A 16,354-nucleotide genomic window follows, 5' to 3' on the forward strand; every position below is an offset into this window, starting at 1 on the left:
CGGGCTCAGCCCAGTGCGTGCCAGTCGCGCATCAATAGCCGCGACGCCCGGCGCAGATCGTCCTCGGCCTGTGCGACGGTGAGACCTCCGTTGAGGCACACCTGAATACAGCCGAACCACTGATGCACCAGCAGCCTGATCACTGCCTCATCGTCTTCGGTGGGATCGGACAGCCCGGCCACCTCGGATATCAGCTCATGAAAGCGTTTCTCGATCTGCATCAGATCGGGCACCTCGGCCAGTGAGGCCGAATTCGAGGACCGGATCATCGCGATGGCCAGCATGCGCCGCCGCGTCAACCCGCGCAGCGCCCGCACCAACGCTTCACCCACCCGGTCGGACGGGTTTTGTTCGGGCAGTGCCGGAATTCGACCGACAAGCCGCTCGGACTCACGCACCAGCGCCGAGACGAACAGATGGCGCTTGGTCGGGAAGTACCGGTACAGCGTGCCGATGGCAACGTTGGCGTGCTTGGCGACATCGTGCATCTGAACGTGGTCGAGCTCGCGTGTCATGGCGAGTTCTTCGGCCGCATCGAGCATGCGCTTGTACTGCTCATGTTGGCGCCTGGTCGACGGCATGGCGGCTGGCCGCACCGGTGATGCTTCAACCATGGCGCTCACGATCTTTTCACCTGCATAAATAACCCCGAAACTGGAACCTGTTCTAATAAGGTAGCACTACCAAGACCCCGCGCACTGCGAATTCGAAGACAGATTCAGTTCCCCGAGCCGGGCGTCCCGGCCAGCATCGCCAGCAGCAGCTCGGCGCGCACCCGCGCGATATCGAGGTCACAGGCCAACAGAGATTGCGCCGTTTCGATCCGTTTCCGCAGCGTATGGCGGTGCACACCCATGGCCGTGGCCGCCGATTCCCAATGGCCGTTGGCTTCCAGATATGCCCGCAATGAGGCCATCAATTCGCTGCCGTGCGCGGTGTCGTACTCGGCGATGGGGGCCAATGTCGCGTTGGCGACGGCCACCAACACCTCACGGCTCGCGCCGAAGGACAGCAGTGCGCTGCCCGCCAGGGAGGTGAATTCCAGCGGCGTCCCACCGCGCTCGGCCACCGACGCGGCGAGCCTCGCGTTCTGTACCGCGTCGGCGAGCCGCACCACCGGGTGCGCTCCACTCAACCCGGCCCGTAGCCCCTTCTTGGTGCGGCCGTCCGCCTCCCCGAAGAGGCGACGGGCAAAGTCGGCGGTCTCCGCCCCGGGCAACACGACGATCAGCTGGCTTGCACCGGCATGCGCGAATACCGGGTAACCGGCCGACTCGATCGCCCGGCTGATTGCCGAGAGCGCCTTGCCCAGAATCGCCTGGGATTCGGCATCCACCGCCAGTACCCGGATGCGCCCACGCCCGTCGGCGACCTGCCCCAACTGCGCCCAGATCGGATCCAGGTTCAGCTCATCTGCGAGCAACAGACCCAAGGCCTGGCCGTTCAAGCGCCGTTGCGCCTCCTGTAGACGCGATGGCTTATCAAAATCCAAGGCCAGCAAGGAGTTTGCGTGCCCAAGCAGCACCTGATCCACAAAGGTCAACGGCGTCTTGCTGACCACGGCCAACACTCCGTATGACGCCGGGCCCACTCCGATCGCCTGTTGCGAGACGGTGATTCCCGGATCGAGCTGCTGCGCACCCGCCGACGCGCCCGGTGTCACCGCACCCCGGATGAGATTCACCGTGGCGACGTCCAGATTGCGCGGATGACTTGCGATCACCGTGCCGCCGGGGTCCAACACCACGACGTTGGCCCGCAGTGACCGTCCGAGTTCGGCGGTGACCGCCTGTACACCGCCATTCACAATCGCCCGGGTGATCCTGGGCTGGGCCCGCGATGCTCGCAACACCGCGTCGTATTCCAACTCGGCGATGCGCGTGCTCACGGTCTTGACCACGGCCGCGAACGGGGTGCGTAACGGAATCTCCAGCAGTGGCATACCCAGCTCGTCGGCCGCGGCCACCAGCTCTGGCGGCACCTCGTCGAATGTCAGTCCAGTGCCGAATCCCAATGCCGCAACATTATTTTCGTTGAGCGCACACAGGTAACGCCGCCGGTCTCGGGGATTCTTGGGCAGACCGATGCCGGTGGTGAGCACCAGTTCACCACCGGAGAGCCACTGTGCGGGATCGGCGAGTTCAGTGGTCAGTGCCATATTGATCTCGCGGCCAGCGCCCGCGGCACCGCCCTTGAGGGTGAGTTTGAGGTCTGGCTGGTCCAGTACCCAGCGCACTGGAACGGTCATTTCTCAGGACTGTACAGAATGGTGAAAAACACCGCGAAGATTCCCGGAATTGTCAGATGATCAAAGATGTGCCTTAACGCACACTGGTTCTCTGCGTACTTATACGGGATTGTCTCGACGGATGGACGTGCGATATGCCAGATTCGGTACTCCAGAACTACATCGATGGCCAGTTCGTCGATGCTCTATCCCTGAAATCATCCGAGCCTATCGACCTGATCAATCCGGTCGATGAGTCGGTGGTGGGGCGCTCCCCGGTCTCCAATGCCGACGATGTGAACGCCGCCGTCGCCGCCGCGGAGCGGGCCTTTCAGACTTGGGGCAGATCCACCCCGAGCATCCGTCAGCAGGCACTGCTCAAACTCGCCGATGCCATCGAAGAGCATTCGGACGAGATCGTCGCTGCCCAATGCCGTAACACCGGTCAGCCCAAGGCGATCATCGCCGCCGAAGAGGTCGCCGTGAGCGCCGACCAAATCCGGTTCTTCGCCGGCGCCGCGCGCATCGTGGAAGGCAAATCGGCGGGCGAGTACATGGACGGGTTCACCTCCTACGTGCGACGCGAGCCCATCGGGATTGTCGGACAGGTAACCCCGTGGAACTACCCGTTCATGATGGCGATCTGGAAGATCGGGCCCGCGCTGGCGGCCGGAAACACCATTGTCCTCAAGCCCAGCGACACCACCCCGGAAAGCACTCTGGTGCTGGCGCGCCTGACGAAGGGCATCCTGCCCGATGGCGTCTTCAACGTGGTGCTGGGCACGGCGGCCACCGGTTCGGAATTGGTGAGTCACCCTGCTATCGGCCTGGTTTCGATCACCGGGTCGGTACGCGCCGGTATCGCCGTGGCTGCCTCCGCCGCCGAGCAACTCAAGCGCAGCCACCTCGAGCTCGGGGGCAAGGCCCCTGCCGTGGTGTTCGGCGATGTCGATGTCGACAAGGCCGCGCTGGGTATCGCGCAGGCCGCCTTCTTCAACGCCGGGCAGGACTGTACGGCTGCCACCCGCGTCATCGTGCATGAATCGATTCACGACGACTTCGTCAACGCCCTCAACTCGGCGGCACAGACGCTGCGGCCCGGCCTACCCGATGATCCCGACAGCTTCTACGGGCCCATGAACAACATCAACCACTTCACCGTGGTGACCAAGAAACTGGACAACCTGCCCGCACATGCCACGGTGGTGACCGGCGGAAAGCGCTGGGGCGACAAGGGGTACTTCATCGAACCCACCATCGTCACCGGCGTGCGGCAAGATGACGCGATAGTGCAGGAAGAGACGTTCGGCCCCATCCTGACGGTCCAACCCTTCTCGGACGCCGACGAAGCCGTTCGGCTGGCCAACGGCGTGCGCTACGCCCTTGCCTCCAGCGTCTGGACCAAGGACCATGCCACAGCTGAAAAATTCACTCGCGAGCTGGATTTCGGGTGCGTGTGGGTCAACTGTCACATCCCGTTGGTCGCCGAGATGCCACACGGCGGGTTCAAATACTCCGGGTACGGCAAGGATCTGTCGGCCTACAGCGTCGAGGACTACACCCGCATCAAGCACGTGATGAGTGCGCACGCGTGATGAGTGACACGTTCCATCCTCTGGATCCCCTGACCGCGCAGGAATTCACCACCGTCGCCGAGATTCTGGCGCAGACACACAACGTCGGGAAGAACTGGCGATACACCTCCATCGAACTCATCGAGCCCGCCAAGGCCGAGATCGCCGCCTTCGACGCCAACGGCACCCGGCCCGATCGCCGCGCGCTGGCGACCTGCCTGGACACCCTCGCGAACGCCACCTACAAGGCCGTCATCTCGCTGGACTCCGGCACGGTGCTGTCCTGGGATCACATTCCCGGCGTGCAGCCCAACTTCACCGTCGATGAGTGGGAAGAGGCCGACGCGGTCCTGCGCAGCCACCCCGACGTGATCGCCGCCCTGGCCAAACGTGGCATCACCGATATGGACCTGGTGTTCATGGACACTTGGACCTACGGCGAGGCCGTCATGCCCGAGAAATACCAGGGCAGACGCCTCGGCTGGTCGGATACCTGGGTGCGTGCCGCCGCGGGCGCCAATCCGTACGCGGGTCCTGTCAACGGGTTTCACTGCATCATCGACATGAACAGCATGGAGCTGTTGGACATCGAGGACACGTTCACCGTCGAGCGACCGGAGATGATGGGCGAATACGTGCCACGCCACGTCCCGGAGCGACTGCGCCGGCAGAGCACCCGCGAGTCCCTGCAGCCATTGCACATAACCCAGCCCGATGGGACGTCCTTCACCATCGAGGGCAACAAGCTCCAGTGGCAGAACTGGTCACTACGAGTCGGCTTCAACTACCGCGAGGGCATGACCCTGCACGCGGTGACCTACAACGACAACGGCCGGGTACGGTCCGTCGCCAACCGGATGTCCTTCGCCGAGATGATGGTGCCCTACCGAGATCACTGCGAAGATCACTACCGCAGAACAGCTTTCGATATCGGCGAGTGGGGCATCGGGTTCATGACCACCTCTCTGGAGCTGGGCTGCGACTGCCTCGGTGAGATCCGGTACCTGGACGCCGTGCTGCACAACAGCAAGGGCGAGCCATACACCATCAAGAACGCGATCTGCATCCACGAAGAGGACAACGCCGTCCTGTGGAAGCACGTCGACCACGACCACGGCGCGGAGGTGCGCCGGATGCGGCGGCTCACCGTGTCGTTCCACGTCACCGTCGCCAACTACGAATACCTCACCTACTGGCGGTTCTACCAAGACGGAAACATCGAGTGCGAGGTTCGCGCCACGGGAATCATGGTGGTGAGCAATTTCGAGGAGGGCGCCGCGCATCCGCACGGAACCCTCGTCGACAACCGCACCTATGCGCCGTACCACCAGCATTTCCTGGTCGCGAGGCTGGACCTGGACGTCGACGGCACCGAGAACACGGTCTACGCCACCGAAACCGAGATCGAGCCGGTCGGACCCCGTAACCCCTACGGGCTCTCCCTGCGGCAACGCAACACCCCGCTGCGCACCGAATCGGAAGGCAAACAAGACTTCTGCTGGGAGACTCAGCGCGCCTGGAAGGTCGTCAACGACAACACCCGCAACGGCATTGGCACGGCGCCGGCCTACAAGCTGGTGCCTGGCGCGGCCATCCCAGCCATGTTCGACCCGTCCTCACCGGTGCTGGCGCGCTGCCGCGCCATCGAACACACTCTCTGGGTTACCCCCAACTCGCCCGAAGAACGCTGGCCCGCAGGAGAATTCGTCACGCAAAGCAAGGAAGACCACGGGCTGCCGGCCTGGACCGAACGCAACCGGTCGATCGAGAACACCGATGTGGTGCTGTGGTACGTGTTCGGTATCCATCACATCACCCGGCCCGAAGACTGGCCGATCATGCCCGTCGACACGGTGAACTTCTGGCTCAAGCCGGTCGGATTCTTCGACCGGAACCCCTCTCTTGACGTAGCACCCACCCCGCCGAAGAGCTGTCACACGTCCGGACACCAGGAGGACTAGCCGTGAACACCGCCGCCACGAGGATTGCTGTTGCATATCTGGCCACCCCGGGCGGCGATGACGCGCTAGCCGTCGGCGCACAGATCGCGCGCTCGTTGGGCGCGCATCTGGATCTGTGCATGGTGCTGCCCCTGGACCGCCCGATCCTGGCTCCCCTACCCCAGCAGGAACGTCAGGACATCTTGTCCCAAAACGCCACGCATTGGCTCAAACATGCCGAGGCGACCATCCCCGACGACCTGTCGGTACAGACGCATATCAGCTTCCACGAATCGATAGCGGAGGGGCTCATCGCGCAATGCGAGGCCGTGGGCGCCGCGGCCATCGTGGTGGGCGGCTCCGGGGGTGGACTGGTGGGCAGCCTGTCACTGGGATCGGTAGTCAACGAACTCGTGCATTCCTCGCCGATTCCGCTGGTCATCTCACCGCGCGGCGCGCGTTACCAGAAAAACCTGCGCATCCGTGAGGTCACCTGCGCCATGGGCACCCGGCCCGGCGCGCGGGTGCTGCTGGACGCCGCACTGCGGATCTGCAAGCGCGCGGACACCCCGCTGCGGCTGGTGTCCCTGGTCTCCATCGATCCGATTCCCGGCGGAGACGACGACCAGTCGGCGCGTGAGCGGGCCACCATCCACGCGCAGCAATCCCTCGAAACCGCCAAATTGGTTCTTCCACCGGACTTCCCGGTTACCTCAATGGTCGCCGAGGGACCCACCGTGGAAGCGGCGGTGAACAAACTGGACTGGCGCGAGGGCGACATCATCATGGTGGGTTCCAGCCGTCTCGCGCAGCCGCGACGACTCTTCCTCGGGTCGACGGCAGCCAAGATGCTCCGGGTGCTGCAGGTTCCCATGGTCGTCATCCCGAAGGAAGAAGGGGGCGATAGTGACTGAGGACGTCGCTCGCGCTGAACTGGAACATGCCGAGCAGTCCGAAGGACTTGTCTCAAAAGGCCTGGCCGCCGGACGGATCGGCACCTTCACCGGCGCGGTCCTCGGAATCTCCACGGTGGCACCTGGATACACGCTCACCGCCAGCATCGGACTGATCGTGGCGGCGGTCGGCCTGAAGATGCCCGCCATCCTCATCGCCGGATTCATCCCGATGTTCCTCACCGCGTACGCCTACCGCGAACTGAATTCGCGAGCACCGGACTGCGGAGCCTCATTCACCTGGTCCACCAAGGCATTCGGACCCTACGTCGGCTGGATGTGCGGGTGGGGCATGGTGATTGCCACCATCATCGTGCTGTCCAATCTGGCCTCGATCGGTGTGCAATACGGATACCAGTTCCTCGGCGCGGTCTTTCACAATCAAACGGTCGCCGAGCTCGCCAACAACAAGGCCGTCAACATCATCTCCACTGTGGCGCTTTTGGCCATCGCCACCTACATCTCCAGCCGCGGCATCACCACCAGCGAAAAGGTGCAGTACGTTCTGGTCGGCTTTCAGATGATCGTGCTGGTGCTCTTCGCCGTCGTCGCCATCGCGAAGGCCCCCAGCGCGGCCGGACACCTCGACTTCGACCTCGATTGGTTCAACCCACTCACCGGACTAACCCTGAGCGCCTTCGTCATTGGGCTTATCGGCTCGATCTTCGCGTTCTGGGGCTGGGACACCTGCCTGACGCTCGGCGAGGAATGCAAGGACCCCACCAAAGTACCCGGGCGGGCCGGTCTGCTCTGCGTGCTGTCCATCCTGTTGACCTATCTCCTAGTGGCGGTCGCGGTCATGATGTTCGCGGGCGTCGGCGACACCGATCTGGGTCTGGCGAACGAGGCGAACAAGGACAATGTCTTTGGCTCCCTGGCCAACCCGGTGCTGGGCAGTTGGCTCGGCCCGCTGCTGCTGTTGGCGATATTCGCCTCCGCGGTGGCCAGCCTGCAGACCACCTCGCTGCCCGCCGCGCGCACCATGCTGGCCATGGGGACCTACGGCGCGTTCCCGAAGCGGTTCGCCAGTGTCAGCCCGCGATTCCTCACACCCACATTCAGCACCGTGGTGGCCGGCGCCGTCACCGCGGCCTTCTACACGATTGTCAGCCTGCTCTCCGATCGCACCCTGCTGGATACCATTGCCGCCCTGGGCATCATGATCTGCTGGTATTACGGCATCACCGCCTTCGCCTGCGTGTGGTACTTCCGCACAGAGCTGTTCGCCAGCGCTCACAACGTGGTGTACAAATTCCTGTTTCCGCTCCTGGGCGGTCTGATGCTGGGGGCGGTGTTCGTGATCTCCGTACGCGAGAGCATGGACCCCGAGAAGACCGGCAGCGGTGCCGCGATCGGTGGTATCGGCCTGGTGTTCTATCTCGGCTTCGGAATCCTGGCGTTCGGCGCGGTGCTCATGCTGATCATGCGCTTCACCAGCCCTGACTTCTTTCGGGGACGCACCCTCACCCGGGACACCGCACCGTTGTCCGAATAACGGTGTCACACAAAAAGCAACAGTCGCTGCGAGGGGTCGTCAAACAACAGGGTGACCACGTCGACGACGATCTCGCCGGTTTCGGGGTGGTGCAAAGGCAGCGCCGGTATTCCGCGTGGCTGTGCGACGTCGAATTGGTGCCACATGGCATGGAAATCGGCACTGGCCTCCGAGATTTTCTGGAGGTGGGCCGAGTACTCACCATTGGACAGTTCGTCGGCGGACGTGGAGCGAAGGATGCCTACGGCGACGCGACGCATGGCGGGCAAGTCACCGAATCTGCTTTGGAAGCTCTCGTGCGTGAACAGCAGCTCGACGAAGGTTCGTTCGGCGACGGGTATCTGCCCGAAGTCCAGGAACAGCCGTGCCGCTGCGTCGTTCCACGCAAGAATCGCGGTTTGGGGTCCGATCAAGATCGCGGGGATATCGGTAAGCCGTTGCAGTAGGTGCAATATCGGCCCACTGACCTGGGGCAGTGCGGCTATCGGGGAGGGGCGGAGGCCGGAGCCGGCCAGCAGCTGGCGGGCATAGCGGCACTCGTCTTCGGTGAGCCGCAGGACCGAGGAGAGGCGGTCCAGTACATCCCTGCTGGGCGGAACGCGGCCCTGCTCAATACGGGTGTAGTGCTCCAGACTGGTGAAGGCCATATCGGCTACTTCTTCGCGACGCAGCCCCGCCACCTGTCTGCGCGCGTCCGGCGTGGGAAGCCCCACCGCGTCGGGGTGAATCGCGCTTCGGCGGGTCCGTAGCAAGGACCCCAGCTCCACCAGCCGCGGATCACGTCGGGCTGCCATATCTCGCAGACTAATTGCTCACGTATGGGGGTGGGCAAATTTCTCCCCCTCCCGCAACCCCTGGCCCGGTCATAGTGTCCAACTGAGCCGGAATCGCGGTTCAGGATGGCGGAATCGCACCAAGAGACAGGAGAGAGTCAGCATGGCCGCGGATCGTATTGACGTTCATACACATGTGGTGCCCCCGTTCTGGGGCGAGGCATTGCTGAACCACGGCGGAGACCCATCGGGGTGGGCGATTCCCGGGTGGAGCGCCGACGCACATCTGAAGTTCATGGATGAGAACCAGATCGCCACCAGCGTCCTGTCCTTGACGGCCCCCAGCGTCACCGGTTGGCACGGCCAGCAGCGGATTGATCTGGCCCGCAAGGTCAACGAGTACGTCGCCGACTTGGTTGCCAAGTATCCCAGCCGATTTGGCAACTTCGCGACGGTGCCGCTACCGGACGTCGGGGCCGCCGTCACCGAGGCCGAGTACGCGTTGGACAGCATCGGCGCCGACGGCATCGTGTTGTTGAGCAACTACGACGGTGCCTACCTCGGTGACCCACGCTTCGCACCGCTGTGGAAGGCCCTCGATAAGCGCTCGGCGGTCGTCTTCATTCACCCCGGCCACCCGCAGATCCCGCTGCTACCCGATGTGCCGGGGCCGTTGGTGGACTACCCGTTCGACACCACACGCAATGCCGTACACATGGTGTTCAACGGGGTGCTGGACAACTATCCGAATGTGAAGATCATCCTGTCGCACGCGGGTGGGTTCGTCCCCTACACCGTGCTGCGGTTCTGCGAACTACAGCCCTCTCTGGCGCCGGACGGCCCCAACGCCGAGCAACTGCTGGCCAAGTTCAAGCTGTTCTACTGGGACACCGCGCTGTCCTCGGGCAAGTACGCGTTTTCAAGCTTCCTGGAACTCGCCGATTCCGAACGCATCCTGTTCGGCAGCGACTTCCCTTACGCCGCCCCACCGGTGGCCGCACGGTTCACCCAGATACTGGACAATGAAACGGGTTTGAGCGATTCGCAGAAGGCCGCTTTCAACAACATCAACGCCAAGAAGCTCTTTGCGCGTCTTGGGTGACACCCCGCCCTCCTGACGTCCTTCTGACCGATCGCCGACACGCCGTGTTTGTACGCAAAGCGGGAGAACCGCGCGTCAAACACGGCGTGTCGGCGCTTCGGTGAGTGCGTGCCAAAACGGCACAACCGGGGCCCGTCGATAGACAAACCGGCCATTCCCAGGGACGCCGCACAGCGGCACACTGAGATCGCCGGATCGACGACAGGAAGCGCCATGACCGACATCACCTATCGCCTCCCCCAGAAGCGCAACATCGTGACGCCCCTGCCGGGGCCCCGGTCCAGTGCCCTGGCCGAGCGACGCCGCGCCGCGGTATCGGCGGGCGTCGGCTCCACCGCGCCGGTCTACGCGGTCGACGCCGACGGCGGTGTGATCGTCGACGCCGACGGCAACTCCTTCATCGACCTGGGGGCGGGCATCGCGGTCACCACGGTCGGCGCCTCCCACCCCGCCGTTGCGGCCGCAATCGCGGACCAGGCAACGCATTTCACCCATACCTGTTTCATGGTGACGCCCTATGCGGGGTACGTGCAGGTCGCCGAACTCCTCAACGCCCTCACCCCGGGCGATCACGAGAAGCGCACCGCACTGTTCAACTCCGGCGCCGAGGCCGTGGAGAACGCCATCAAGGTGGCACGGCTGGCCACGGGCCGCCCCGCCGTCGTCGCCTTCGACAACGCCTACCACGGCCGCACCAACCTGACCATGGCGCTGACCGCCAAGTCGATGCCCTACAAGTCGCAGTTCGGGCCCTTCGCGCCCGAGGTCTACCGGATGCCTGCCTCCTATCCGTTGCGTGACGAGGCGGGCTTGACCGGCGAGGAAGCCGCACGGCGCGCGATCTCCCGCATCGAGACCCAGATCGGCGCCCAGTCACTGGCCGCGATCATCATCGAACCCATCCAGGGCGAGGGCGGCTTCATCGTGCCCGCGCCCGGATTCCTCTCCACACTCACCGCATGGGCCAAGGACAACGGTGTTGTCTTCATCGCCGATGAGGTGCAAACGGGGTTCGCGCGCACCGGGGCCTGGTTCGCCTCCGAGCACGACGACATCGTTCCCGACATCGTCACCATGGCCAAGGGCATCGCGGGCGGCATGCCGTTGTCCGCCGTCACCGGACGCGCCGAGCTGATGGACGCGGTGTACACCGGCGGCCTGGGTGGCACCTATGGCGGCAACCCCGTCACCTGCGCGGCCGCCATCGCCGCGCTGGGCGTCATGCGTGAGCTCGACCTTCCGGGCCGCGCACGCGTCATCGAGACCTCGGTGGTGTCCCGGCTGCGCACACTCGCCGACGAGGTGGACGTCATCGGCGAGGTGCGCGGACGCGGCGCCATGCTGGCCATCGAGATCGTCAAACCCGGCACTCTCGAACCCGACGCGGCTCTGACCAAAGCCATTGCCGCCGAGGCACTCTCCCAGGGTGTGCTGATCCTCACCTGCGGAACCTTCGGGAATGTCATCCGCTTGCTGCCCCCGCTGGTCATCGGGGACGATCTACTGGACGAGGGCATCACCGTCCTCGCCGACATCATTCGCGAGAAGGCGAGCCGCCAGTGACCGACCACTCCACGCTGATCGATGCCATTCCCACCGAGCTGTGGATCGGGGGCAAGCAGGTCCCGTCGTCGACGGGAGCCCGGTTCTCGGTGCACAACCCCGCCACCGGCGCCGTCCTGACGACAGTGGCAGACGCCGCGCCCGCCGACGGTGCCACCGCGCTCGATGAGGCTTACGCCGTGCAGCAGTCCTGGGCCGCCACCGCGCCCCGTGAACGAGCCGAAATCCTGCGGCGGGCCTGGGAATTGGTGATGGCGCGGCGCGACGATTTCGCGCTGGCGATGACGCTGGAAATGGGCAAGCCGCTGGCGGAGAGCCAGGGCGAGGTGGCCTACGGCGGCGAGTTCCTGCGCTGGTTCGCCGAGGAGGCCGTGCGCATCAACGGCCGGTACACCTCGTCACCGACCGGTGCCGGCCGGATCCTGGTCACCAAGCAGCCCATCGGCCCGACACTGGCCATCACCCCATGGAACTTTCCGCTGGCGATGGGCACCCGCAAGATCGGCCCGGCGCTAGCCGCCGGGTGCACCATGATCGTCAAACCCGCCGCCGAAACACCGCTCACCATGCTGCTGCTGGGCCAGGTGTTCGCCGACGCCGGGCTGCCCGCGGGTGTGCTCTCGATCCTGCCCACCACCAGCGCCTCGGCCTTGACCGGTCCGCTGATCGATGACGCCCGACTGCGCAAGCTGACCTTCACCGGCTCCACCGGGGTCGGCAAGATCCTGCTGTCCCAGTGCGCCACCAGGGTCTTGCGCTCCTCGATGGAGCTCGGTGGCAACGCGCCGTTCGTGGTGTTCGACGACGCCGACGTGGATGCCGCCGTCGACGGTGCGATGGCGGCCAAGATGCGCAACATCGGTGAGGCCTGTACCGCGGCCAATCGCTTCCATGTCGACAACGCGGTGCGCGCCGAGTTCACCGAGAAGCTCACCGCCCGGATGAGTGCGCTCACCATTGGCGCCGGCGACGAGAGTGGCGTGCAGGTGGGGCCGCTGATCACCGCCAAGCAGCGGGCATCGGTGGACGAGTTGGTGCGGGACGCCGTCAGCAAGGGCGCCGTCATCACCACCGGTGGCGCCATCGCCGACGGCGAGGGCTACTTCTACCCGCCGACGGTGCTCACCGATGTGCCCACGGACGCAAGGATTCTGCGTGAAGAGGTCTTCGGGCCCGTCGCCGCGATCACCGGGTTCGACGGTGAAGAGGCGGGCATAGCCGCCGCCAATGACACCGAGTTCGGCCTGGCCGCGTACATCTACACCGCCAATCTTGATCGTGCGCTGCGGGTTTCGGAGTCCGTGGAATCGGGCATGGTTGGCGTGAACCGCGGCGTCATCTCCGATGTGGCCGCGCCGTTCGGCGGTATCAAGGAATCGGGCATCGGCCGGGAAGCCGGCAGCGAGGGCATCGAGGAATACCTCGAAACGAAATACATCGCACTGCCCTAGACCTAGGATCTCGCAATGGGCCACTCACACGGGAATCACTCACACGAGTCTCGGCCCGGTCGCGAGCTGTCCGAAGGAATGCAGGAGCAACTCGACATCCCCTATTCCGGGATGGTGTCGTTCGGGCAGCGGCCATTCCTGACAGACATCGAGCAGCTGGAAAAGTGGCAACCGGATGTCGCGATTGTCGGGGCACCCTTCGACATCGGGACAACCAACCGCCCGGGTGCGCGGTTCGGCCCGCGCGCGATCCGCTCCACCGCCTACGAACCCGGTACCTACCACCTGGATCTAGGTCTGGAGATCTTCGACTGGCTCGAGGTCGTCGACTTCGGTGACGCGTACTGCCCGCACGGCCAAACCGAGGTGTCGCACGCCAACATCCGTGAACGCGTGCACGCCATCGCCTCCCGCGGCATCGTGCCGGTCGTGCTGGGCGGCGACCATTCCATCACCTGGCCCTCGGCCACGGCCGTCGCCGACGTGCACGGCTACGGCAACGTCGGCATCGTGCACTTCGACGCGCACGCCGATACCGCGGAGGAGATCGAGGGAAATCTCGCGAGCCACGGCACCCCGATGCGGCGGCTCATCGAGTCCGGCGCGGTGCCCGGAACTCACTTCGTCCAGGTTGGTTTGCGCGGATACTGGCCGCCGCAGGACACCTTCGAATGGATGAAGGAACAGGGCATGGTCTGGCACACCATGCAGGAAATCTGGGATCGCGGCTTCAAGAACGTGATGGTCGACGCCGTCGGCGAGGCCCTGAACAAGGCCGAGAAGCTATATCTGTCGGTGGATATCGATGTGCTGGATCCGGCGCACGCTCCGGGCACCGGCACCCCAGAACCCGGCGGCATCACCAGCGCCGACCTCCTCCGTATGGTGCGCCAACTCTGTTACGAACACGATGTCGCCGCCGTGGATGTGGTGGAGGTGGCGCCGGCCTATGACCACGCCGAACTCACCGTCAACGCCGCGCACCGGGTGGTCTTCGAGGCCTTGTCCGGAATGGCGGCGCGGCGGCGGGACGCGGCGGGCGCCAGCGCCGGGCCACCGTCGCCGCAGGCACGCTGACCTCAGGCGGCGAAAAGCTCCAAACGCTGCGGCGTCTCGATACCCGAGTAGTGGCTGGCGTCCCCGAGCAGGATCTGGCTTCGCCGGCCACGAACATCCACCGGCACGTCCCCTGCCAGCGTGACGCGATGCAGCTCGCGCTGTTGCTCACCGAAATCGGCGATGCCGTAGTGCTGGGTGGCCCGGTTATCCCAGATGGCCACGTCGCCTAGCCGCCAATTCCAGCGGAAGGTGTTCTCCAGCTTGGTAATACGCGATTGCAATAGCTGGAACAACGCCGCGAACTCGGCGCTCTGTAAATCCTGGAAGCTCTTCACGAACTGCCCGAGCAGCAGGCTGCGCTCACCGGTCTCCGGGTGCACACGCACCACCGGATGCAGGGTTTCGTAACGGGAACTGGTGAACTCGCTGTAACAGGCGGCCCGGCGCTCAGCGCTCACCCCGCCCGATGCCCCCGACGACGCGTAGTCATACAGGTTGGTGTGCGTGGCCCACAGATCCTCGACGAGAGAACGCAACGGCGTGGGCAGTTGTTCGTACGCGGCGACGGTCGACGCCCACGTGGTGGCACCCCCATAGGACGGCAGCGTCACCGGCCGCAGTACCGATGCCTTCGGGATGCGGTCGACGAAGGTGACATCGGTATGCCAACCGTTCGCGGCCCCCTCCAGATTCAGCAGCTCGGTGCCGTGGGACCGCACCGTCGGATGCGGCAGTGTCGGCTCCCCTAGCAGCGCGGCGAACCCGTACTGTGCGGCATCGTCGAGGTGATGCTGCCCGGTGAACACCAGCACCTTGTTGACGGCCAGCGCGACGCGGATCGCCTCCACCCGTTCGGCGGGAACGTCGGCGCGCAGCTCAACCCCATCGACTCGGGCGCCAATGTGTTCACCGAGCTTTTCCACGGTGATGCCGGCTTCCCGATAGATACGTCGTGTCTGGTCGTCGCCCATTCCCGCATCACAACAATCCCTGCGCCGTATGCCCAGGTATAGAGCCACCTCGATCCGAAAGAGCGCCGCGCGCGGCGGCAGATATGGTCGAACGGTGATCGCGTACGACGAAGAACTGCGAGACCGTATCGGCGAGCGCCTGGCGGGTCACGCACGCAGGACCGTCGATGACCCGGAGAAGCGCCGCGCCGCGGTGGCCGTCGTACTGGTCGATTCGGACCTAGGCGAAGACCGCATCGATCCGGCGCCACTGGAAGACTGGATCGGCGGCCGCGAGATTCCCGGGCACGGACTTGACGGCAGAATGGTCGACGTATCGGGTGGCGCAGCATTCCTGCTGTGCCGCAGGGCCTCTCGGCTCAACTCGCACGCCGCACAATGGGCGCTACCCGGCGGGCGATTGGATCCGGGCGAGGATGCCATCGAGGCCGCGCTGCGCGAGTTGGACGAAGAACTGGGCGTCGCGCTACCCGATTCCACGGTCCTCGGATTGCTCGACGACTATCCGACACGTTCGGGGTACGTGATCACGCCGGTGGTGGTGTGGGGCGGAGGCCGGCTGGAGCTGAGCCCCTCCCCCGATGAGGTGGTCGCCACCTATCGCGTCGGGTTGCACCAGCTGCAACGCGAGGATTCACCGCGCTACATCACGATTCCGGAGAGCCCGCGCCCGGTGGTGCAGATCCCGTTGGGCAATGATCTGATCCACGCCCCGACGGGAGCGGTCCTACTACAGGTGAGATGGCTGTGCCTGGAAGGCAACGGCGACCCTGTCGACGATCTGGAGCAGCCGGTCTTCGCGTGGAGGTGAGGTCTACGGTACGTCGGCACGCGCCAGCAATGTCGGGGTCCCATAGGTCGCGCTCTGCTCGGCCACCCAGCCCGGTTCCAGATACACCGTGTTGGACGCGATCACGTTGCCGTCGCGCAGGATCTCGCCGAGGTAGTTGCCGCCCGGGTCGCTGAACAGGCTCACCGCCGCCTCGCGGGCGGTCATCGTGACGTCATGCTGCCACGGCACGAACGGGTCCAGCCAGGTCTGCTTGACCGCCTTCTCCCCCTTACCGTTGCGGTACGAGATCGTCACTTGGCGATTGGTTCCGGGATCCTGCAAGGTCACCCGGTACGTCAACTTCACTCCGGGATCGGCGGACACCATCGGGGCAGCGGGCAACCCGATGACGGCACCCGACACCAGTCCCACCAGCAAAGCGAGAATTCTTCTCATGCGCTGGCATGCTAGCTG

General features: G+C 64.8%; 14 protein-coding genes. 9 read left to right on the top strand and 5 right to left on the bottom strand.

From position 1 onward, the window contains the following. Positions 1-5 precede the first annotated feature (5 nt). Positions 6-614 (bottom strand): TetR family transcriptional regulator, encoded by a 609-nt coding sequence (locus ABG82_RS23905; protein ID WP_043076765.1) that lies wholly within the window; start codon positions 612-614, stop codon positions 6-8. A gap of 104 nt (positions 615-718) precedes the next feature. Continuing rightward, positions 719-2,236, bottom strand: a complete 1,518-nt coding sequence (locus ABG82_RS23910; protein WP_078343674.1) for a PucR family transcriptional regulator — start codon at positions 2,234-2,236, stop codon at positions 719-721. Positions 2,237-2,382: 146 nt separating this feature from the next. Here ABG82_RS23910 and ABG82_RS23915 point away from each other — a divergent pair, with 146 nt between their 5' ends. From ABG82_RS23915 to ABG82_RS23930, 4 genes are read left to right on the top strand one after another with little or no spacing between them, the layout of a single operon-like run. Next, positions 2,383-3,822: a gamma-aminobutyraldehyde dehydrogenase gene (locus ABG82_RS23915; RefSeq protein WP_043076767.1), complete on the top strand. Its 1,440-nt coding sequence runs from the start codon at positions 2,383-2,385 to the stop codon at positions 3,820-3,822. Next, positions 3,822-5,762, top strand: coding sequence for a primary-amine oxidase (locus ABG82_RS23920; RefSeq protein ID WP_043076768.1), 1,941 nt, complete (start codon positions 3,822-3,824; stop codon positions 5,760-5,762). Before ABG82_RS23915 ends, ABG82_RS23920 begins: the two co-directional genes overlap by 1 nt. 2 nt (positions 5,763-5,764) lie before the next feature. Beyond that, the gene (locus ABG82_RS23925) at positions 5,765-6,655 is read left to right on the top strand and encodes a universal stress protein (RefSeq protein ID WP_043076769.1); all 891 of its coding nucleotides are present in this window, start codon (positions 5,765-5,767) and stop codon (positions 6,653-6,655) included. Next, the gene (locus ABG82_RS23930; RefSeq protein WP_043076770.1) at positions 6,648-8,189 is read left to right on the top strand and encodes an APC family permease; all 1,542 of its coding nucleotides are present in this window, start codon (positions 6,648-6,650) and stop codon (positions 8,187-8,189) included. The genes ABG82_RS23925 and ABG82_RS23930 overlap by 8 nt, the downstream gene beginning before the upstream one ends. Positions 8,190-8,194: 5 nt before the next feature. Here ABG82_RS23930 and ABG82_RS23935 read toward each other — a convergent pair whose 3' ends face one another. Then, positions 8,195-8,983, bottom strand: coding sequence for a helix-turn-helix domain-containing protein (locus ABG82_RS23935; RefSeq protein ID WP_052510939.1), 789 nt, complete (start codon positions 8,981-8,983; stop codon positions 8,195-8,197). 142 nt (positions 8,984-9,125) lie between these two features. On the opposite strand from ABG82_RS23935, the gene ABG82_RS23940 reads away from it, so the two are divergent. The 4 genes from ABG82_RS23940 (at position 9,126) to speB (ending at position 14,155) form a co-directional block, all read left to right on the top strand. Then, entirely contained in the window at positions 9,126-10,064 is a 939-nt protein-coding gene (locus tag ABG82_RS23940; protein WP_043076771.1) for an amidohydrolase family protein, read from the top strand. A 213-nt stretch (positions 10,065-10,277) separates the two neighbouring features. Further along, on the top strand, positions 10,278-11,627 hold the full coding sequence (gene gabT, locus ABG82_RS23945) for a 4-aminobutyrate--2-oxoglutarate transaminase (RefSeq protein ID WP_043076772.1): 1,350 nt from the start codon (positions 10,278-10,280) through the stop codon (positions 11,625-11,627). Next, positions 11,624-13,078: an NAD-dependent succinate-semialdehyde dehydrogenase gene (locus tag ABG82_RS23950; RefSeq protein WP_043076773.1), complete on the top strand. Its 1,455-nt coding sequence runs from the start codon at positions 11,624-11,626 to the stop codon at positions 13,076-13,078. Before gabT ends, ABG82_RS23950 begins: the two co-directional genes overlap by 4 nt. 78 nt (positions 13,079-13,156) lie before the next feature. Beyond that, positions 13,157-14,155, top strand: coding sequence for an agmatinase (speB, locus tag ABG82_RS23955; RefSeq protein WP_043076774.1), 999 nt, complete (start codon positions 13,157-13,159; stop codon positions 14,153-14,155). 2 nt (positions 14,156-14,157) lie between these two features. Here speB and ABG82_RS23960 read toward each other — a convergent pair whose 3' ends face one another. Next, positions 14,158-15,108 (bottom strand): TauD/TfdA dioxygenase family protein, encoded by a 951-nt coding sequence (locus ABG82_RS23960; RefSeq protein ID WP_043076775.1) that lies wholly within the window; start codon positions 15,106-15,108, stop codon positions 14,158-14,160. A 94-nt stretch (positions 15,109-15,202) separates the two neighbouring features. Here ABG82_RS23960 and ABG82_RS23965 point away from each other — a divergent pair, with 94 nt between their 5' ends. Continuing rightward, a complete protein-coding gene (locus tag ABG82_RS23965; RefSeq protein WP_043076776.1) occupies positions 15,203-15,919 on the top strand; it encodes an NUDIX hydrolase in 717 nt (238 codons plus the stop codon). Positions 15,920-15,922: 3 nt separating this feature from the next. On the opposite strand, the gene ABG82_RS23970 is transcribed toward ABG82_RS23965, so the two are convergent. Continuing rightward, positions 15,923-16,318, bottom strand: coding sequence for a hypothetical protein (locus tag ABG82_RS23970; RefSeq protein ID WP_043076871.1), 396 nt, complete (start codon positions 16,316-16,318; stop codon positions 15,923-15,925). Positions 16,319-16,354: the final 36 nt, after the last annotated feature.

Origin of the sequence: Mycobacteroides immunogenum (genome assembly GCF_001605725.1) — a bacterium.
GTDB classification, from domain to species: domain Bacteria; phylum Actinomycetota; class Actinomycetes; order Mycobacteriales; family Mycobacteriaceae; genus Mycobacterium; species Mycobacterium immunogenum.

What these genes read in the sequence shown, in the direction of transcription:
- ABG82_RS23935 (WP_052510939.1), bottom strand. Translation starts at nt 8,983, where the DNA reads ATGGCAGCCCGACGTGATCCGCGGCTGGTGGAGCTGGGGTCCTTGCTA.
- ABG82_RS23920 (WP_043076768.1), top strand. Translation starts at nt 3,822, where the DNA reads ATGAGTGACACGTTCCATCCTCTGGATCCCCTGACCGCGCAGGAATTC.
- ABG82_RS23915 (WP_043076767.1), top strand. Translation starts at nt 2,383, where the DNA reads ATGCCAGATTCGGTACTCCAGAACTACATCGATGGCCAGTTCGTCGAT.
- ABG82_RS23905 (WP_043076765.1), bottom strand. Translation starts at nt 614, where the DNA reads ATGGTTGAAGCATCACCGGTGCGGCCAGCCGCCATGCCGTCGACCAGG.
- ABG82_RS23940 (WP_043076771.1), top strand. Translation starts at nt 9,126, where the DNA reads ATGGCCGCGGATCGTATTGACGTTCATACACATGTGGTGCCCCCGTTC.
- ABG82_RS23960 (WP_043076775.1), bottom strand. Translation starts at nt 15,108, where the DNA reads ATGGGCGACGACCAGACACGACGTATCTATCGGGAAGCCGGCATCACC.
- speB (WP_043076774.1), top strand. Translation starts at nt 13,157, where the DNA reads ATGCAGGAGCAACTCGACATCCCCTATTCCGGGATGGTGTCGTTCGGG.
- gabT (WP_043076772.1), top strand. Translation starts at nt 10,278, where the DNA reads ATGACCGACATCACCTATCGCCTCCCCCAGAAGCGCAACATCGTGACG.